Genomic DNA, 17,813 nt, shown 5'->3' with positions numbered 1-17,813 from the left:
CCGTACGCACGGCGGCGACGAGTTCCCCGCGAAGCTCCTTGTCCCACTGGCCCACGGCCCGAGCCAGCCGGCGGCCGCCGTCGGGCGCGTCCACACCTGCGTCCGGCCGACGTACTGGCTCGGCAAACGACGGGCCCCGGCACCTGCTCGCCCGCCTGGCCGGCCTGCAGATACGGCCAAAGCTCCACGGTGACCGGCCCCCCACCGCGCGGTGAGGGCGGTCGCCAGGGCGGTGAGCTCCGCCTCGCACTCCCGGCTCTGGTGCAGCGTCAGCACGAGATGACCGGGTGCGGCGCTGCCGCCCGGGGGTGCCGCGTGCGGGAAGGGCTGGGTGGGCAGCGCGTCGATCGCCGTGAGGCCCGTGCGCCGCAGCGTACGAGGCTTGGGCGACACGGCAAGGGGGCGCGGGATCGAGTCCCGCGCCCCCGGAGACGATGGTGCGACGGTCCGTCAGTCCGTCTTGATCGCGCCCAGGATGTCGAGCCTGGCGGCTCGGCGGGCGGGCCAGAGGGCGGCGAGGAGGCCGACCATGGCGCCGAGGGCGATGAAGAGGGCCAGGCGGCCCCAAGGGAGGGCTGTGGTGAGGCCGGAGAGGCTCGACTTCAGCAGGCCGTTGGCCGCCCAGGCGAGGAAGGTGCCGATGGCGACGCCCATCGCCGCGCCGAAGACCGCGATGACCACGGACTCCAGTCGGACCATGCGCTTGACCCCGCGGCGGTCGAGGCCGACCGCCCGCAGCATGCCCAGCTCGCGCTTGCGCTCGAAGACCGACATCGCCAGCGTGTTGACCACGCCCAGGATGGCGATCAGGACCGCCATGCCCAGCAGGGCGTAGAGGATCGTCAGCATCATCGAGATCAGCGAGTTGAACTGGTCGACCATCTGCTGCTGCGACTGCACCTTGACGAGCGGGTTCAGGCCCGTGGCGTCGCGCAGCGCCTGCTCGTTGGCGCTGGAGGAGCCGCCGTCCGTCTTGACCAGGACCACGTTGTAGAACGGGGCCACGGTGTGGCCCGTCAGGGCCTGCTCGCTCAGCAGCGCGGGGCCGAGGAGGTCGCTCTTGGGGTAGACGCCGCCGACCGTCAGGCTGCCGGAGGTGCCGTTCGGGTAGGCGACCTTGACCGTGCTGCCCACCGCCAGGTCGAGGCTCTTGGCGTGGTCGGCGTCGATCAGGAGCTGCCCCTGCTTGAAGGCGTCGAGCGTTCCCTGCGTCAGGTCCGGGGCGACCAGCTGGTCGAAGCTGCCGGCGTCGAAGCCGTTCAGCGACAGGTCCGCGCCGTTGACCGTGACGTACTGCGAGTCCGCGGCGCTGGCGGCGGTGACGCCCTTCGCCGACTTGAGCTGGGAGACCAGCTGCGGCGAGACCGGGTAGCCCAGCTGCGAGCTGACCGCGTAGTCCGCCTTCATGTTGGCGGTGACCTGCTTGGTGATCGTGGTGCTGACCGAGGTGCCGATGACGGTCAGCGCGGTGATCAGCGTGACGCCGATGGTCAGCGCCGACGCGGTGGCCGCGGTGCGACGCGGGTTGCGGATGGCGTTCTGCTTGGCGAGCGTGCCGCTGATGCCGAAGAGGCGGCGGAACAGCGGACCCGTCGCCGCGATGATCGGCCGCGACAGCAGCGGGGTGAGCACGAAGACGCCCAGCATCACCAGCAGAGCGCCCAGCGCGACCGGCATGCGGCCCGCGCTGCCGCCCTGCGAGACCCCGAGCAGCACCACCCCCACGCCGAGAGCGGCCAGCACGACGCCGATGCTGTTGCGCACCACCAGGCTCTTCTGCGACGCGGGCTGGTCGTTGCTGCTCATCGCCGCCACCGGGGGCACCCGGGAGGCGCGCAGCGCCGGGAAGAGCGCGGCGATCCCCGTGACGACGGTGCCGACCGCGAGCGTGATCAGGACCGTCGACGGGGTGACCGTCAGACCGCCGCCGGGGATGTTGCCGCTGGAACCGGCCCAGGCCTTGAGCGCCGCGCCGATGCCGACGCCGGCCCCGAGGCCCGCCACGGACGCGGTGAGGCCGACCAACAGCGCCTCCAGCAGCACCGAGCGCCGCACCTGCTTGCGGCTCGCGCCGAGGGCGCGCATCAGCGCCAGCTCACGGGTGCGCTGCGCGATCAGCATGGTGAAGGTGTTGGAGATCAGGAAGATCCCGACGAACAGGGCGATGCCGGCGAAGAACAGCAGCGCCGTCTTCATGTTCTTCGAGTCGTCCTCGACCATCTGCTTGGCGTCGGCGGTCAGGGACGCGCCGGTGTGCAGCGTGATGTTGTCGCTGTGCGGGACGACCCGCTCGATCTGCGACTCCAGCGCGCTCTGGCTGGTGCCTGGCTTGGCCAGGGCGTCGATCCACCCGTACTGGCCCGGCCCGGTGTAGAGCCGCTGGGCCGTCGCGGTGTCGAACAGGACCAGCGAGCCGCCGGAGCTGAGCGCCGGGTCGTCCGAGGTGAAGATGCCGGAGACGGTCAGCCGCATGACCGGACCGTTGACGGCGACGCGGAGGGTGTCGCCGACCTTGAAGCCGTTCTTCCGGGCGGTGCGCTGGTCGACGGCGACCTGGGTGGCGGAGGTCGGGCCGGAGCCCTGGGCCATCGGGTAGCGCGTGTCGGTGCCGTCGGCGCCGGGGCTGAAGTTGGCGCCCTGCGTCTCGCCGCGGCCGCCGATCAGGTTGCCGTTCGGGTCGGAGATCCCGGCGAAGCCCTCGACCGTGCCGGTCGCGGAGGCGGTGCCCGGCAGAGCCCGGATCTGCCGCAGCGTCGCGTCGGTCAGCGGCTTCGCGCCGCTGGTGTTGTCCTGGGCCCGGCGGTCCTCACCGGCCGCGTTGTTCTCCACGCGGACGGAGACGTTGTCGTAGTTGTGCGAGAGGCTGTTCTTCAGCGCCGTGCTGACCGAGTCGGAGAAGACGAGGGTGCCGGCCACGAAGGCCGTGCCCAGGACGACGGCGAGCATCGTCATCAGCAGCCGCCCCTTGTGGGACAGCACGTTGCGCAGTGCGGTCTTGAACATGAGCTCTTGGATCCCCGTCGTCGCTCAGCTGGTCCGGCCCTTGGCGTCGAACCGGCGCATGCGGTCCAGGACGCCGTCGGCCGTGGGGGCCTGGAGCTCGTCGACGATGCGCCCGTCGGCGAGGAAGATGACGCGGTCCGCGTAGGAGGCGGCGACCGGGTCGTGGGTGACCATGACGATGGTCTGGCCCAGCTCGCGCACGGAGGAGCGCAGGAACCCGAGGATCTCCGCGCCGGAGCGGGAGTCGAGGTTGCCGGTGGGCTCGTCCGCGAAGATGATCTCGGGCCGGGAGGCCAGCGCGCGGGCGCAGGCGACGCGCTGCTGCTGGCCGCCGGAGAGCTGGCTGGGCCGGTGGCCGAGGCGGTCGGCCAGGCCGACGGTGGCGATCACCCGGTCGAGCCACGCCTTGTCGGCCTTCCGGCCGGCGATGTCCATGGGCAGGGTGATGTTCTCCAGCGCCGTCAGTGTCGGCAGCAGGTTGAACGCCTGGAAGACGAAGCCGATCTGATCCCGGCGCAGCTTGGTGAGCGCCTTGTCCTTCAGGCCGTTCAGCTCGACCTCGCCGATCCGGGCCGAGCCGGAGCTGACGCTGTCGAGGCCCGCCATGCAGTGCATCAGGGTCGACTTGCCGGAGCCCGACGGCCCCATGATGGCGGTGAACTCGCCCCGGTAGAACTCCACCGAGACGTGGTCCAGAGCGGTCACGCGGGTGTCTCCGGAGCCGTAGACCTTGGACAGGTCCGAGGCTCGGGCTGCGGCGGTGCGCAGAGCGGTGGTGGTCACGGTGGGACTCCGGGGGTCGGAACGGGCTGTTCGAGGATGAAGTGCGGTGCTGCCACCGCCTCTTCATCCTCTCCGCCGTTACCGGCCCGGAAGTCGGCCCGAAGCACGGACCGGTGCTCCTTCCCCGGTATGACACCGTCTCCGACTCCTCGGGGACGTCTCGGGGCCCTTCTCAGGGTCACCCTCAGGGGCAGCACTCCGTGCTGTGCCTGCGCGCCGGGCGCACGCCCCCTGCGAGCTGCACTGACGCATTGTCAGAGTTCGGTAAAATGGGCCAACTTCCCGACATCTGTGCACGAGCGGTGCACAGCTCCGGATAGGCTTTGCCTCGGGAATACGCCCGGATGGTGGAACGCAGACACGGCGAGCTTAAACCTCGCTGGCCGGGAGGCCGTGCCGGTTCGAGTCCGGCTCCGGGCACGGGTCCGCGAACTGGTCTGACATGCTCAGGCCAGTTCGCGGACCCGCAAGCTTCCCGCTACATCCGCGCGGCGGCCCGACGCAGGTCGAACTCGTGGACGAGCGCCTTGGCGTACCCGTACGAGATCTCGTACTCGCGCCGGAGCCACTCGATCTTCTCCTCGCAGCGGTGGAGCCCCGGGCCTTCGGCCACGGCGCGAAGCCAGTCGTCGATGCTCCGGCCCGTCACGGCGGGGATCCGGGACATCAGGTTCTGATGGGTCTCTGCGGAGTACATGAGGGTCACTGGGCGCCTCCGGTAGAGCGGTCCGTTTCACGACTGTGCCGCAGGGGCCGGGGCTTGGCAACAGTCGGCGTCGAGTGCTCCCGTACCCGGCCGCGCGTGCTCTCACCCACGATGCGCGGATACGCTCGGTGCATGCCCGATCCCACACCACTTCTCGCCGCCGCCGAGCGTTTGGCGGACCGTTTCCGCACGATGCCGCAGAGTTCGCTCGCGCGTCAGGCTCCGGCGGGTCTGGAGCTCGCCCGCACCCTGGCCCGGGCCTCGGGTGCGACGGCGGAGATTCCCGACGCCGGGGCGTTCGTGGTGGGGGACCAGATCGCGGTGGCGGCACACGATCTGGCGCTCACGCTCACCGCGTCGGAGGGCCCGGAGGCGGACCGCGTCCTCGCCGACGCGCTCAAGGCGATCGCGGAGCTTCGCTGATCGAACCCCGGCGGGGGGCAGACCACGCCAACACAGACATGCTCGCCGTCACGTCCCGTGCCCGGCCACGACGTCGACCTGCCATCGGACTGATGTGTGCGTCGGCGGCGGCAACTGCCCGCGGCGGTCCGGCACTTCACCGTGCACGCCCGCGAGCTCAAGGCGCCGTGACGCCGATGCGGTCCGCGCCTGCCGGGAGGCCCACTCCGGGCAGCAGCGCTGACGCGCGGGGGCGGATCCGCGGAACGCGGATCTCAGAGGCTGGCGACCACCCGGTCCGCGAGGACGTAGACCGTCTCGTCGTCGGAGAGGGCGAAGGTCAGGGCGTGGGCGCCCGGAAGGCGGGAGGTGCCGAGGAGGCGGACGGCGACGCCGGAGGCGACCGCCTCGCGGATGCGAGCGCCGGTGCCCGCGTCGCCCGGGGCGACGCACAGTGTGGTCTCGTCCTCGAAGACGTAGACGTCGAGGGTGCCCATCGGGCCGGGGCGGACGTCCTTGAGGACGGTGCCGACCTCGACGAGCTCCAGCAGGCGCAGGTCGGTCCACTCGGGGGTCGGCGTCGGCTGCGGGATGAAGCCGGGCTCGGCGGGGTGGCTGGGACGGGCGACCCGGTCGCCCTCGGTGATCATCTCCTCGAGTGCGGAACGCAGCGCGTCCGCGAACTCCGGATCCATTTCCCCGGACTCGTCGATGAATCCGCGGGGGGCCGGCAGGAAGAGAGTGTTCTCCGCCACAAGGGCGTCGAGGCTTTCCACGGCCTCGATGTCCTCGGGGGTCAGGGAATCCTCCGCGGCGCGGGCCTCCTGCTCGGCCCAGAAGCTGCGCGCCTCGGCGATCTCGCGCTCCCGGTCCTCGGCGAGTGCCACGGCGACGGCGCGGCGGACGGTGGACTCCAGGTCCGACTCCAGGCGGCGCCGCAGGGCACGCACGGAAAGCAGCGTGGTCACGGCGAGCACGGTGACCAGCGCGAGCACAGCGAGAAGGAGGACGGTCACGGGAGGCACCCCTTGCGAGGATCTGAACAGGCGGTCACCCCAACAGTGCCGCACCGAGGCAAATCCCGGCAGGGCGTAATGCCCTTTTCATCTGTGACGTCCGACATTGTCGAGCTTTTCCGGAGGACAATTCTCTACGGAAAGCGACCGGAGGATCGCGCTCTGTCGACCGAAGATGAGGGGAAGATAAAGAAATCGGGTTGGGTCGCGTCGGAACGTGACCCAACCCTTACCCGTCCGCTATTGGCCCAAACGGGTCATCGTGAAGTTCCTATGAGAGGCCCGGGCCTCAGCTCAGCCGCTCGATGACCATCGCCATGCCCTGGCCGCCGCCGACGCACATGGTCTCCAGGCCGAACTGCTTGTCGTGCCACTGCAGCGAGTTGATCAGCGTGGTGGTGATCCGGGCGCCGGTCATGCCGAAGGGGTGGCCGACCGCGATCGCGCCGCCGTTGACGTTCAGGCGGTCCAGGTCGATGCCGAGATCCCGGTAGGAGGGGATCACCTGGGCGGCGAAGGCCTCGTTGATCTCGACCAGGTCGATGTCGGAGATCGACAGGCCGGCGCGCTTCAGGGCCTGCTTGGAGGCCTCGACCGGGCCGAGGCCCATGATCTCGGGGGAGAGGCCGGAGACGCCGGTGGAGACGATCCGGGCCAGCGGGGTCAGGCCCAGCTCGCGGGCCTTGGTGTCCGACATGATGACGAGCGCGGCCGCGCCGTCGTTCAGCGGGCAGCAGTTGCCGGCGGTGACGAGGCCGTCGGGGCGGAAGACCGGCTTCAGGCCCTCGACGCCCTCCAGGGTGACGCCCGCGCGCGGGCCGTCGTCCTTGCTGACGACGGTGCCGTCCGGCGTCGTCACCGGGGTGATCTCGCGGGCCCAGAAGCCGTCCGCGATGGCCTTCTCGGCCAGGTTCTGGCTGCGGACGCCGAACTCGTCCATGTCACGGCGGGTGACGCCCTTGAGCTGGGCGAGGTTCTCCGCGGTCTGGCCCATGGCGATGTAGACGTCCGGCACCAGGCCGTCCTCGCGCGGGTCGTGCCAGCTGTCCGCACCGCCGGCCGCGCGGGCCTCGGTGCGGGCGCGGGCCGCGTCGAAGAGCGGGTTCATGGTGTCGGGCAGGCCGTCCGAGCTGCCCTTGACGTAGCGGGAGACGGTCTCGACGCCGGCCGAGATGAAGACGTCGCCCTCGCCCGCCTTGATCGCGTGCAGCGCCATGCGCGTGGTCTGCAGGGAGGAGGAGCAGTAGCGGGTGATGGTGCAGCCCGGCAGGTGGTCCATGCCCAGCTGCACGGCGACGACGCGACCGAGGTTGTAGCCGGCCTCGCCGCCGGGCAGACCGCAGCCCAGCATCAGGTCGTCGATCTCGCGCGGGTCCAGCTCGGGCACCTTGGCCAGCGCCGCGGCGACGATCTGCGTGGTCAGGTCGTCCGGGCGCACGTCCTTGAGCGAGCCCTTCCCGGCCCGGCCGATCGGCGAACGGGCGGCGCTGACGATAACGGCTTCGGGCATCGTGGCTCCTGGAGATGCGGAAGGGGGCGGCCGGCAGGCCCGCCGCGCATACGCGGAGACAGGCCTGCCAGAAAGCTACTCCCAGGTAGGGGCGTCGTCAGCGCTCCGTCACTGTGAGCTGTCTGACGTAGACAGGGCGGGGTCGACGGGCGTCGTGCCGCCCCCGGTCCCGGGCTCGGCCGGGTGGTCGCCGCCCTCGGGGCTCGCGCCGTTGCCGACCGCGCTGAGCGGCCGACGGGCCCGGCGCAGCAACTGGGCCCAGTGGCCCGCCGGGGCGACCTCGGTGCCGCCGTGGGAGGCGGCGACCGCGGCGGCCTTGGCCAGCGAGTGCAGACCCTCGCCGCGCTGTTCGGAGGGGATCTCCGGCCAGACGCCGAGCGCCGCGCAGAGCGTCGGCAGCATCGCCATCGCGGCCGTGGCGTAGCCCTGGGCGGAGGGATGGTAGCGGTCGGAGGCGAACATCTCGTGGCGGCCGCGGAACTCCTGGCCGAGCAGGTCCCCCAGGGAGACGCTGCGCGCCCCCGCCTCGACGACGGTGATCGCCTGCGCGGCGGCGAGCTGGCGGCTGGCCCGCCGGGCCAGCCAGCGCAGCGGCGGCCGGACCGGCTCGATGGTGCCGAGGTCGGGGCAGGTGCCGACGACCACCTCGGCGCCGCCGGCGCGCAACCGCTTCAGGGCGTCGCCGAGCAGGCGGACCGCGGTGGCGCGCTTGGTCAGCTGAGTGACGTCGTTGGCGCCGATCATGATGAGGGCCAGCTCCGGGCCCTCGGGGCCGGTCATCCTGAGCAGCACCTCCAGCTGCCGGGCCAGGTCCTCGGAGGTCGCGCCGTTGGCGGCGACCACGTAGAGGTCGACGGGACGCTCGGCGACCGAGGCGATGCCCGCGGCCAGCAGCGCGCCCGGAGTCTCCCGGCCGCGATCCACGCCGAAGCCGGCCGCGGTGGAGTCGCCGAGGACCGCGAACCGGAGCGGTCGGGCGTCGTCGGCGGCGAAGGCCATGCCGTAGCGGCCGTCGGCGCGCGGCGGCTCGCCCTTCAGGGTGTCCAGCTGGTGCTCCGCGATCTTGGCCTCGGCCAGCAGCACACCCACGAGGCCCACACCCAGGAGGCCGATCCCGCCACCGCCGTACGCCGCGGCCGCGGCGATGCGTCGGGCAACTCGTGCTCGTGACATGACCACCCCCAAGTGGGTCGGGCCCGGGCCCCGGCCGGGCCCGCTCGTGGCGGTTCCGACCGGACCCGGGGCTTCTGCATCACTGCGTCAATACCCGGTAACGTTCGCGGACGCGCTCGTGTTTCGGCCGCGACAGCGGCATTCGCGCCAAATCGGCCGAGACCCCGCCGTCACCCACCGCACCACGCCCCGACCCCGCCTCCGCGTGCGTCCGCGTCGCCGAAGACAGCGGGGACCGGGGCAGCCCGCGCCCTGCGACCGAGTCTCCCGCATTACGCTGGCACCCGTGGAGTCGACAAACCGTGCGCTCCGCATATTTCCCTCACACCGCTACACCGCGGAGGACCCCGTTGCGGTACCACGACTCGATCATCGACCTGGTCGGGAACACCCCCCTGGTCAAGCTGAACAAGGTGGCCGAAGGCATCTCCGCCACCGTCCTGGCCAAGGTGGAGTACTTCAATCCCGGCGGTTCGGTGAAGGACCGCATCGCGATCAAGATGATCGAGGCCGCCGAGGCCTCCGGCGCGCTCAAGCCCGGGGGCACCATCGTCGAGCCCACCTCCGGCAACACCGGTGTCGGTCTGGCGATCGTGGCCCAGCAGAAGGGCTACAAGTGCATCTTCGTCTGCCCGGACAAGGTCTCGACGGACAAGATCAACGTGCTGCGCGCCTACGGCGCCGAGGTCGTGGTCTGCCCGACCGCCGTCGCCCCTGAGCACCCGGACTCGTACTACAACGTCTCCGACCGCCTGGTCCGCGAGACGCCGGGCGCCTGGAAGCCGGACCAGTACTCCAACCCGAACAACCCGGCCTCGCACTACGAGTCCACCGGCCCCGAGATCTGGGACCAGACCGAGGGCAGGATCACGCACTTCGTCGCGGGCGTCGGCACCGGCGGCACCATCTCCGGCACCGGCCGCTTCCTGAAGGACGCCTCCGAGGGCCGGGTCAAGGTCATCGGCGCGGACCCGGAGGGGTCGGTCTACTCCGGCGGCACCGGCCGCCCGTACCTGGTCGAGGGCGTCGGCGAGGACTTCTGGCCCACCGCCTACGACCGCACCGTCGCGGACGAGATCGTGCCGGTCTCGGACAAGGACTCCTTCCAGATGACCCGGCGGCTGGCCAAGGAGGAGGGCCTGCTGGTGGGCGGGTCCTGCGGCATGGCTGTCGTGGCCGCGCTGGAGGTCGCCAAGCGGCTCGGTCCGGACGACGTCGTCGTGGTGCTGCTGCCGGACTCCGGGCGCGGCTACCTGAGCAAGATCTTCAATGACGAGTGGATGCGCGACTACGGCTTCCAGGAGGAGGGCGGCGACGAGGCGCACGTGGGCGACGTCCTGGCCCGCAAGGACGCGCTGGAGCACGAGGGCATCCCGCAGTTCGTCCACGTCCACCCCAATGAGACCGTCGGCGAGGCCGTGCAGATCCTGCGCGAGTACGGCGTCTCGCAGATGCCGGTGGTCTCGCCGGGCGCCGGCCACCCGGACGTGATGGCCGGCGAGGTGATCGGCTCCATCGTCGAGCGCGACCTGCTGGACGGCCTGTTCGCCAAGCGCTTCAGCCTGGAGGACCCGATCGGCACGCACATGTCCGCGCCGCTGCCGGTGGTGGGCTCGATGGAGTCGGTCAGCAGCCTGATGAACGTGCTCGAGCGGGCCGACGCGGCCGTCGTGCTGGTCCAGGGCAAGCCGCAGGGCATCGTCACCCGTCAGGACCTGCTCGCCTTCATGTCGCGTAAGTAGGTCCGATTGGTACGTAGGCGTCACGTACCGGCAGCATGCGGTTAACAACGCTCCGGCATTGTTCTTGTCAACGGCGAGAAGCCGAGCGTGGTGACAGTGGGGAACGGAGCGGCTCCCTGACTCCGCCGTCACCAGGACGCGTCGGACGGCCCTGACCCGGCCGGCCGCGTCCAGCCCGCGGGGATCGCCGTCGTCCCGCCCCCGTCGTCATGACGGGGTGCGGCGCCCCGCGGCACCAGCTCCGCGTTCCCGGGTGGGGGAACAGCTCGGAGACAGCAGGGCCGGCCCGTACGGGCCGGCCCTGCTGGTGTTTCCACGCGCGGTGTCTCCCGCGTGCGAGGGTCCTGCCGAGGGCCTCGGCGTCCGTCAGAGCGCGGCCCGGCGGCGGGCGACCACGAGGCCGGCCCCGGCCAGCAGGCAACCCGCGCCGCCGACGAGGTAGGGCGTGCCGTCGGTGCGCGCCGAACCGGCCGTTGTGAACGCGGCGCCGCTGCTCGCCGAGGTGTGAACCTGTGCCTCCGGTGAGGCGCCTGACGTCGCGTAGGGCCCCACCGCGAGGGTCAGTGCGGTGCCGATGCCGGCGGCGACGGCGGTGACGGTGAGATGACGGCGACCCACGGGCGCTCCTACTACGTACGACGGCCGTGACGACGGCTGCTTCGCGCTGGTCCGGACGATGCTAATCACCTTTGACGGCCTTTGGATAGGCTCGGCCCATGACTACTGAGAGCGGCTCGCCGCGTTACATCCGGCTGCAGATCGAGCTGATCGCCGAGATCGTCGACGAGAAGGCGCTGCAAGCCGCGGCGCTGGAGCAGGTCGAGAACGACGAGTACCTGGAGGACGAGGAGCGGGCCGAGGCGCTCGAGGCGATCAACCTCGACCCGAGCGGTGCTGTGGCGCACTTCATCGACCCGGTGGCGATGCTCGAGAACATCCCCGGTGTCGAGCTGGCCGAGGCCGGCTGGGAGACGCAGCCCGTCGACTACGACGCAGAGACAGAGGACTGGGAGCCGTTCGAGGCCGGCTCGGAGGAGTGACGGGCCCGGAGGAGTGACGGGGGAGTGATCCCAGGTCGGACGAGGTTCCGGTCGGCCCGCGCGTTCTGACCTTCCGCCAGATGAGTGGTGTCCGAGACGTCCGAATTGGGCGTTATCGGCGCTCCTGCTTAGGGTGATAAGCGCACCAGCGCGTGACCCCTAGAGCAGGAGTGAGCCATGGCGACAGCAGCGAACTGGACCCGGCGATCCGTGGTCGCGGGCATGGTCGGGACGCCGGTGCTGCTGATAGCCGGCTGCACGGGGTCGGGCTCCGGCACCAAGGGCTCCGGCGGCGCCTCGCCCGCGGCCTCGAAGGCGAACGTGACGGTCACTCCGAAGGACGGTGCGACCGGCGTCGACATGACCGCCCCCGTCACCGTCCAGGTGGCCCAGGGCACGCTGGAGTCGGTCACCCTCACCGGCCCCGACGGCAAGCACATAGCCGGCCGGCTCACCGCCGACCGCACCGGATGGACCAGCGCCACCCCGCTCTCCTCCAGTGCCGGCTACAAGATCGCCGCAGTCACCAAGGACACCGCCGGCACCACCGCGACCACGCTGTCCGCGTTCACGACCGGCAAGCCCGTGAAGTCCTTCGTCGGTGTGTACACCCCCGACGACAAGGCCACGGTCGGGGTCGGCATGCCGGTCTCCTTCACCTTCGACAACGCGATAACCAACAAGGCCGCGGTACAGAAGGCCATCACCGTGAAGTCCGAACCGCCCGTCGAGATCGTGGGCCACTGGTTCGGCGACACCCGGCTGGACTTCCGCCCCGAGCACTACTGGAAGCCCGGCACGACGGTCAGCGTCACCATCGCCCTGAAGGACGTCGAGGGTGCGGACGGCCGCTTCGGCACCCAGAGCAGGTCCGCGACCTTCACCGTCGGCCGCAGTCAGACCAGCGTCGCCGACCTCGCCAGCCACCAGCTCACCGTCACCCGCGACGGCAAGGTCACCAGCACCTTCCCGATCTCGGGCGGCAGCCCCGAGCACACCACGTGGGCCGGCAAGATGGTCATCTCCGAGAAGCTGCTGCAGACCCGGATGGACTCACGCACCGTCAACCTGGGCGGCGAGTACGACATCCCCGACGTCCCGCACGCGCAGCGGCTCACCAACTCCGGGACCTTCATCCACGGCAACTACTGGTCCTACGGCACCTTCGGCAACGTCAACACCAGCCATGGCTGTGTCGGCCTCCACGACGTCCGGGGCGCCTCCGACCCGGGCACCCCCGCGGCGGAGTTCTACAACAGCTCGATCGTGGGCGACGTCGTCGAGGTCATCAACTCCGGCGACCGCACGGTCGACGCCGCGAACGGCCTGAACGGCTGGAACCTGGACTGGGCCACCTGGAAGTCCGGCAGCGCGGTCTGACCCTCCGAAAGAGCGGCGCGCGAGCGCCCGTCGGCTACACGCCCGTCGGCTGCACGCCCGGCTGGGGCAGGCCCAGCGGCTCGCGCAGCTCCTGATAGTCCGCGGCCGCGGGGGCGTACGTCACGCGGCCGCCGTCGATCAGGGCCTGCCAGGCGTCGGCGCCCGTGACCGCCGCGGAGGCCGCGTCCGCCTGCGACGCCTCCGTCGCGTCCGCGGCGGCGAGAGCGCGCAGCAGCGGCGGCAGGGCCGAGGTCGTGCCCTGCGGCGGGTTCGCCGCGAGCGCGCCCAGGCCCGCGCTCTCCGCGCGGTCGGCCGCGCCCAGCCGCTGCTCCAGCGCCCCGGCGATCTGCCAGCTGCCCTGCGGCACGTCGTGCAGCTTGATCCGGAGCAGGACCGACTCGTTGGTGAGCCCCAGCACCTGACGCTGCAACGGGGTCAGCCCCGGGGCGGCGAGTGCGTCGCCGGTCAGCGCGGAGCGGTCGGGGTTCGTCAGCACGCAGACAGCGGAGTGCATGCCCCCGTCCCAGCTGTCCTGGCTGGGGTAGTAGATCCTCAGCCTGGTCGACGGTCCGAAGCGCCCCGCGTCGGGGATCGCGTGGGCCGCGTCGGTCAGGCAGCCCAGCACCGACTCCTTCGATGCGGCGCTCAGGCCCGGGTAGCCGGAGCCGAGGCCGTGGTCGGCGACGATCTGCCCGTCGTGCGGGTCCGAGCAGGAGACGACGTCCACGCCCTGCGCGGTGTCCACGCCGTCCTGGTAGGTGAAGCACGTCCCCGCGCCGAAGGTGGTGAGCGGGCCCTGGCTTGATCCGATCACCGTGGCGGTCGCGATGATCGCCACCATTCCCATCGCCGTCCACGCGGCGCACAGGGAGAGCGCCACCACGGCCAGCCGACGACCGCGCTGCCCCAGTCGCCGCGTGCGGAACAGCGCGACGATGCCCAGCACGACGCCCACCGGCACCAGCGCGACGGCCGAGGCGACCAGCGCGCACACCGCCGCCGCGCTCAGCTTCGCCGCCGGGACCGACGGGGGCGCGGCGACGGGGTACGGGGACGCCTGCGGCGCCGAGGCGGAGGGCGGCGGGGTCTGGGTCACCCGCGCGAGAGTAGCCGATCGGGTGCGACGCTTCGAACGGCTATCCGTAGTGATCGTTGCGCGCCGGGTAGGAGCGGCCGAACAGGTCGGCCGACTCCTCGAGGTCGCTGGTCCAGCCGCCCCAGTGCGGCATGACCAGGGTGAAGCCGGTGCGGGTGAGGTGGCGGCCGACGTGGCGGGCGAGGCGCAGCAGCTCGGCGTCGGTGGTCGCCGCGGCGCGGCGTTCGCGCCAGAGCGGGAGCAGGCGGGCGAGGTCGCCGTTGGTCTCCCGAGCGAGGAGCGAGGTGGGGCGGTAGCGCGGCAGCCGCTCGGCGAGGTCCTTGCCGAGCAGGGGGGTGCACAGGCAGGCGACGAAGAAGCCCAGGTCGTGCCGTTCCCGCTCGCTGAGCAGGGTGGCCGTGTCGAAGAGCAGCGCGCCCACGCCGTCGATCTGCGGGAAGTCCGCGTCGACGGACCGCCCGAGCGCCTCGGTCCTCGCGCGGTCCTCCGCCGTGGGCGCGCTCCGGAGCGCGAGCAGCACGTCGAGGTCGGAGCGCCCCGGGAGGGCCGTGCCGCGCGGGACGCTGCCGTACAAGTAGGCGCTGTGCAGCCGCGAGGCGCCCGCGTCGGGATCGCCGAAGGCCGAAAGGATCCGCGACCTGGTCGCCTCGACGACCGGCGCGAACTCGGGCGCCACCCGGTCCCGCGCCCCCTCCCGGGCGATGGTGCCGTCCTCGTTCAGGCCACGGCCGCCGGCCCCGGTGGTCACCCCTGGAGTGCTTCCTGTCATGGACGCAGAGTGTGCCCGGGCCGACCCCGCCGTCGCACGGGGGTTACCGGGGGGCCAAAAGCCGCCAGAAAGCCGGGGAAACGGGCGGTCATCGCAGGTGCGGACTACGCTCAGGCTTCATGAGCGAGCACGAGCAGCATCACTACGCCTTCGAGACCCTGGCCATCCATGCCGGGCAGGAGGCGGACCCGCAGACCGGGGCCGTGGTCACCCCCATCTACCAGGTCTCCACCTTCAAGCAGGACGGAGTGGGCGGGCTGCGCGGCGGCTACGAGTACAGCCGCTCCGCCAACCCGACCCGCACCGCGCTGGAGGAGAACCTCGCGGCGCTGGACGGTGGGCGCAGGGGCCTCGCCTTCGCCTCCGGCCTCGCCGCCGAGGACACTCTGCTGCGGACCGTCACCAAGCCCGGGGACCACATCGTCATCCCCAACGACGCCTACGGCGGCACCTTCCGCCTCTTCTCCAAGGTGCTGACGCGCTGGGGCGTCGAGTGGTCCGTCGCCAACACCCACGACCCGGAGAGCGTGCGCGCGGCCGTCCGGCCGAACACCAAGGTGATCTGGGTCGAGACGCCCAGCAACCCGCTGATGGGGATCGCCGACATCTCGGCCCTCGCGCACATCTCGCACGACACCGGCGCCCTGCTGGTCATCGACAACACCTTCGCCAGCCCCTACCTGCAGCAGCCGCTGGCGCTCGGCGCGGACGTGGTCGTCTACTCCACCACCAAGTACATGGGCGGCCACTCCGACGTGGTCGGCGGCGCGCTGGTGACCGACGACGTCACGCTGGGCGAGGAGCTGGCCTACCACCAGAACGCGATGGGCGCCGTGGCCGGTCCGTTCGACTCCTGGCTGGTCATGCGGGGCATCAAGACCCTCGGCGTCCGGATGGACCGTCACAGCGCCAACGCCACGCGGATCGCGGAGTTCCTGACCGGCCACCCGAAGGTCGCCCAGGTGTACTACCCGGGCCTGCCGGAGCACCCCGGCCACGAGATCGCGGCCAAGCAGATGCGCGCCTTCGGCGGCATGGTCTCCTTCCGCCACCGCGACGGCGAGGAGGCGGCGATCCAGGTCTGCAACCGCGCCGAGCTGTTCACCCTCGGCGAGTCCCTCGGCGGCGTCGAGTCGCTGATCGAGCACCCGGGCCGGATGACCCACGCCTCGGCGGCGGGTTCCCCGCTGGAGGTGCCGAGCGACCTGGTGCGCCTGTCCGTCGGCATCGAGTCCGTCGACGACCTGCTGGCCGACCTCCAGCGCGCGCTGGGCTGACCAGGCCCCGAGGCAGTACGAGGAGCGCCGGCTCTGGGCACAGGCTCAGGGCCGGTGCGCCTTGATGGACTGGTTGAAGCGCGTCAGCAGCTCGACGAAGGTCTCCCGGTCCTCGGCCGGCCAGTCCGCCAGCAGCACCCGCATCAACTCCTGCCGGGAGCTGCGGACCTCCTCCAGCCGCCGCCGTCCCTGGTCGGACAGGCCCAGCAGCACGGCCCGGCCGTCCTCCGGGTTGGGCACCCGGTCCACCATGCCGCAGTCGACCAGCGGGGCCACCTGACGGGTCACCGTGGACGAGTCGATCCCCATGGCCTGCGCGAGCGCCTTGACGCCCACCGGGCCCGTTCGGTCGAGCCGGTTCAGCAGCAGGAACGCCGCGCGGTCCATCGAGTTGCGCTGCTCGCCCAGCGCGCCGATCCGTGCCTGCTCGACCCGGCGCGCGAAGATCGCGACCTGGTACTGGAGCTGGTCGTACAGCTCGGCGGGGGCGGCCTCGGGGGCGATGTCATCGGACATGGGAATCGTCGCGTTCTGTCGTTCGGCTGAGCCCTCCGAGCGTATCCGTGCCGGGCCCCTAGGCTGAACCCATGAACGCCTGGCCGATCACCCTCGACGACGTCCGGGGGGCTCACAAGATGCTCTCCGGGCTGGCCCGGATCACCCCCATGGAGAGCAGCCGCTACCTCTCCTCGCTGATCGGCGCGCCGGTCCAGCTCAAGTGCGAGAACCTGCAGCGCACCGGATCGTTCAAGCTGCGCGGCGCGTACGTGCGCATCGCCGGACTGTCGCCCGTCGAGCGCGCGGCCGGCGTCGTCGCCGCGAGCGCCGGAAACCACGCGCAGGGCGTGGCGCTCGCCGCGCACACCCTCGGCGTCCGTTCCACCGTTTTCATGCCCGTCGCCGCGCCGCTCCCGAAGGTCGCCGCCACCCGCGACTACGGCGCGGACGTGCGCCTGGTCGGCGACCACTTCGACGCGACGCTGACCGCGGCCCTGGAGTACGCGGAGACGACCGGCGCGGTCTTCATCCACCCGTTCGACCACCCCGACGTGGTGGCCGGTCAGGGGACCGTCGGCCTGGAGATCCTGGAGCAGAGCCCCGAGGTGCGGACCATCCTGGTCGGCGCCGGTGGCGGCGGTCTGCTCGCGGGCGTCGCCGCGGCCGTCAAGCACGTGCGCCCCGACGTGCGGGTGATCGGCGTCCAGGCGGAGGGCGCGGCCGCGTACCCGCCGTCGCTGCGGGCCGGACGTCCGGTGACCCTGGAGAAGTGCGCGACGATGGCCGACGGCATCCAGGTCCGCAGACCCGGCGACGTGCCGTTCGAGATCATCAACCAGCTCGCGGACGGCGTCCTGACCGTCAGCGAGGACGCCCTGGCGCGGGCCCTGCTCGTCTGCCTCGAACGAGCGAAGCTCGTCGTCGAACCGGCGGGAGCGAGCACGGTCGCGGCGCTGCTGGAGCACGGCGCGGAGATCGAGGGGCCGGTCGTCGCGGTCCTCTCCGGCGGCAACATCGACCCGCTGCTAATGCAGCGCGTCCTCCGCCACGGCATGGCGGCGGCGGGCCGCTACCTGTCGCTGCGGCTGCGCATCAACGACCGCCCGGGCGTGCTGGCGGACCTGCTGGGCGTGCTGTCGCGCACGGACGCGAACGTCGTCGACGTCGCCCACGTCCGCACCGACCCGAAGCTCGGCCTCGGCGAGGCCGAGGTCGACCTCCACCTGGAGACGAAGGGCCCCGAGCACTGCGCCGCGGTCGTCGCCGAACTCCGCGACGCCGGCTACCTGGTCCTCTCCCAGGCGTAGTCCCAGGCGGAGCGCGCAGGCGGGGCGCGACGCACTCCGGCGCACGAACATGCGGGCTCCGCCGTCTTACGCGAGGCTGGGGTGACCGCACGGATCAACGCGGGAGGGAGA

16 protein-coding genes and 1 tRNA gene are annotated in these 17,813 nt (G+C 71.7%); 7 read left to right on the top strand and 10 right to left on the bottom strand.

Annotated features, from left to right (window positions below):
- Positions 1 to 450 precede the first annotated feature (450 nt).
- Together TR48_RS18855 and TR48_RS18850 are read right to left on the bottom strand one after the other, a co-directional pair.
- The gene (locus TR48_RS18855; RefSeq protein ID WP_042368742.1) at positions 451 to 3,003 is read right to left on the bottom strand and encodes an ABC transporter permease; all 2,553 of its coding nucleotides are present in this window, start codon (positions 3,001 to 3,003) and stop codon (positions 451 to 453) included.
- Positions 3,004 to 3,027: 24 nt separating this feature from the next.
- On the bottom strand, positions 3,028 to 3,786 hold the full coding sequence (locus tag TR48_RS18850; RefSeq protein ID WP_042368740.1) for an ABC transporter ATP-binding protein: 759 nt from the start codon (positions 3,784 to 3,786) through the stop codon (positions 3,028 to 3,030).
- 338 nt (positions 3,787 to 4,124) lie between these two features.
- On the opposite strand from TR48_RS18850, the gene TR48_RS18845 reads away from it, so the two are divergent.
- Positions 4,125 to 4,206, top strand: a tRNA-Leu gene (locus TR48_RS18845).
- A 58-nt stretch (positions 4,207 to 4,264) separates the two neighbouring features.
- Here the strand turns inward: TR48_RS18845 and TR48_RS18840 are convergent.
- Positions 4,265 to 4,483: a DUF4287 domain-containing protein gene (locus tag TR48_RS18840; protein WP_439654480.1), complete on the bottom strand. Its 219-nt coding sequence runs from the start codon at positions 4,481 to 4,483 to the stop codon at positions 4,265 to 4,267.
- Positions 4,484 to 4,624: 141 nt separating this feature from the next.
- Between TR48_RS18840 and TR48_RS18835 the strand changes: the two genes are divergently transcribed.
- Entirely contained in the window at positions 4,625 to 4,915 is a 291-nt protein-coding gene (locus tag TR48_RS18835; protein ID WP_042368736.1) for a hypothetical protein, read from the top strand.
- A gap of 254 nt (positions 4,916 to 5,169) precedes the next feature.
- On the opposite strand, the gene TR48_RS44390 is transcribed toward TR48_RS18835, so the two are convergent.
- The 3 genes from TR48_RS44390 to TR48_RS18820 form a co-directional block, all read right to left on the bottom strand.
- Complete coding sequence (locus tag TR48_RS44390; RefSeq protein WP_042368734.1) at positions 5,170 to 5,910, bottom strand: hypothetical protein; 741 nt, start codon at positions 5,908 to 5,910, stop codon at positions 5,170 to 5,172.
- A gap of 289 nt (positions 5,911 to 6,199) precedes the next feature.
- On the bottom strand, positions 6,200 to 7,420 hold the full coding sequence (locus TR48_RS18825; RefSeq protein ID WP_042368726.1) for an acetyl-CoA C-acetyltransferase: 1,221 nt from the start codon (positions 7,418 to 7,420) through the stop codon (positions 6,200 to 6,202).
- A gap of 108 nt (positions 7,421 to 7,528) precedes the next feature.
- Positions 7,529 to 8,593, bottom strand: coding sequence for an SGNH/GDSL hydrolase family protein (locus TR48_RS18820; RefSeq protein ID WP_084729551.1), 1,065 nt, complete (start codon positions 8,591 to 8,593; stop codon positions 7,529 to 7,531).
- A 350-nt stretch (positions 8,594 to 8,943) separates the two neighbouring features.
- Between TR48_RS18820 and TR48_RS18815 the strand changes: the two genes are divergently transcribed.
- Entirely contained in the window at positions 8,944 to 10,335 is a 1,392-nt protein-coding gene (locus TR48_RS18815; RefSeq protein ID WP_042368724.1) for a cystathionine beta-synthase, read from the top strand.
- Between the two features lie 366 nt (positions 10,336 to 10,701).
- On the opposite strand, the gene TR48_RS18810 is transcribed toward TR48_RS18815, so the two are convergent.
- On the bottom strand, positions 10,702 to 10,953 hold the full coding sequence (locus TR48_RS18810) for a hypothetical protein (protein WP_042368717.1): 252 nt from the start codon (positions 10,951 to 10,953) through the stop codon (positions 10,702 to 10,704).
- Between the two features lie 98 nt (positions 10,954 to 11,051).
- Between TR48_RS18810 and TR48_RS18805 the strand changes: the two genes are divergently transcribed.
- Entirely contained in the window at positions 11,052 to 11,375 is a 324-nt protein-coding gene (locus TR48_RS18805; protein WP_042368715.1) for a hypothetical protein, read from the top strand.
- 177 nt (positions 11,376 to 11,552) lie between these two features.
- Positions 11,553 to 12,755, top strand: coding sequence for a L,D-transpeptidase (locus TR48_RS18800; RefSeq protein WP_042368713.1), 1,203 nt, complete (start codon positions 11,553 to 11,555; stop codon positions 12,753 to 12,755).
- 34 nt (positions 12,756 to 12,789) lie between these two features.
- Here the strand turns inward: TR48_RS18800 and TR48_RS18795 are convergent, their stop codons facing one another.
- Together TR48_RS18795 and TR48_RS18790 are read right to left on the bottom strand one after the other, a co-directional pair.
- A complete protein-coding gene (locus tag TR48_RS18795) occupies positions 12,790 to 13,851 on the bottom strand; it encodes a septum formation family protein (protein ID WP_042368712.1) in 1,062 nt (353 codons plus the stop codon).
- 40 nt (positions 13,852 to 13,891) lie between these two features.
- Complete coding sequence (locus tag TR48_RS18790; RefSeq protein ID WP_152628035.1) at positions 13,892 to 14,620, bottom strand: nucleotidyltransferase domain-containing protein; 729 nt, start codon at positions 14,618 to 14,620, stop codon at positions 13,892 to 13,894.
- Positions 14,621 to 14,739: 119 nt separating this feature from the next.
- Between TR48_RS18790 and TR48_RS18785 the strand changes: the two genes are divergently transcribed.
- On the top strand, positions 14,740 to 15,897 hold the full coding sequence (locus TR48_RS18785) for a cystathionine gamma-synthase (RefSeq protein WP_042368711.1): 1,158 nt from the start codon (positions 14,740 to 14,742) through the stop codon (positions 15,895 to 15,897).
- Between the two features lie 45 nt (positions 15,898 to 15,942).
- Here the strand turns inward: TR48_RS18785 and TR48_RS18780 are convergent, their stop codons facing one another.
- Positions 15,943 to 16,413 carry a MarR family winged helix-turn-helix transcriptional regulator gene (locus TR48_RS18780; protein ID WP_042368710.1) on the bottom strand — a complete coding sequence of 157 codons (471 nt, stop codon included), beginning with the start codon at positions 16,411 to 16,413 and terminating at the stop codon, positions 15,943 to 15,945.
- Positions 16,414 to 16,484: 71 nt separating this feature from the next.
- Here TR48_RS18780 and ilvA point away from each other — a divergent pair, with 71 nt between their 5' ends.
- Positions 16,485 to 17,702, top strand: a complete 1,218-nt coding sequence (gene ilvA, locus TR48_RS18775; RefSeq protein ID WP_042368709.1) for a threonine ammonia-lyase — start codon at positions 16,485 to 16,487, stop codon at positions 17,700 to 17,702.
- The last annotated feature ends 111 nt before the right edge of the window (positions 17,703 to 17,813 follow it).

The organism is Streptacidiphilus neutrinimicus (assembly GCF_000787815.1).
In the GTDB taxonomy this organism is placed as follows: domain Bacteria; phylum Actinomycetota; class Actinomycetes; order Streptomycetales; family Streptomycetaceae; genus Streptacidiphilus; species Streptacidiphilus neutrinimicus.
Note: the sequence above shows the minus strand (reverse complement) of the source record. Positions and strands in the feature narration are given on the sequence as shown.

Coding starts and splice junctions, on each gene's coding strand:
- TR48_RS18855 (WP_042368742.1), bottom strand. CDS start 3,003: ATGTTCAAGACCGCACTGCGCAACGTGCTGTCCCACAAGGGGCGGCTG.
- TR48_RS18840 (WP_439654480.1), bottom strand. CDS start 4,483: ATGTACTCCGCAGAGACCCATCAGAACCTGATGTCCCGGATCCCCGCC.
- TR48_RS18835 (WP_042368736.1), top strand. CDS start 4,625: ATGCCCGATCCCACACCACTTCTCGCCGCCGCCGAGCGTTTGGCGGAC.
- TR48_RS18825 (WP_042368726.1), bottom strand. CDS start 7,420: ATGCCCGAAGCCGTTATCGTCAGCGCCGCCCGTTCGCCGATCGGCCGG.
- TR48_RS18820 (WP_084729551.1), bottom strand. CDS start 8,593: ATGTCACGAGCACGAGTTGCCCGACGCATCGCCGCGGCCGCGGCGTAC.
- TR48_RS18805 (WP_042368715.1), top strand. CDS start 11,052: ATGACTACTGAGAGCGGCTCGCCGCGTTACATCCGGCTGCAGATCGAG.
- TR48_RS18800 (WP_042368713.1), top strand. CDS start 11,553: ATGGCGACAGCAGCGAACTGGACCCGGCGATCCGTGGTCGCGGGCATG.
- TR48_RS18790 (WP_152628035.1), bottom strand. CDS start 14,620: ATGACAGGAAGCACTCCAGGGGTGACCACCGGGGCCGGCGGCCGTGGC.
- TR48_RS18785 (WP_042368711.1), top strand. CDS start 14,740: ATGAGCGAGCACGAGCAGCATCACTACGCCTTCGAGACCCTGGCCATC.
- TR48_RS18780 (WP_042368710.1), bottom strand. CDS start 16,413: ATGTCCGATGACATCGCCCCCGAGGCCGCCCCCGCCGAGCTGTACGAC.
- ilvA (WP_042368709.1), top strand. CDS start 16,485: ATGAACGCCTGGCCGATCACCCTCGACGACGTCCGGGGGGCTCACAAG.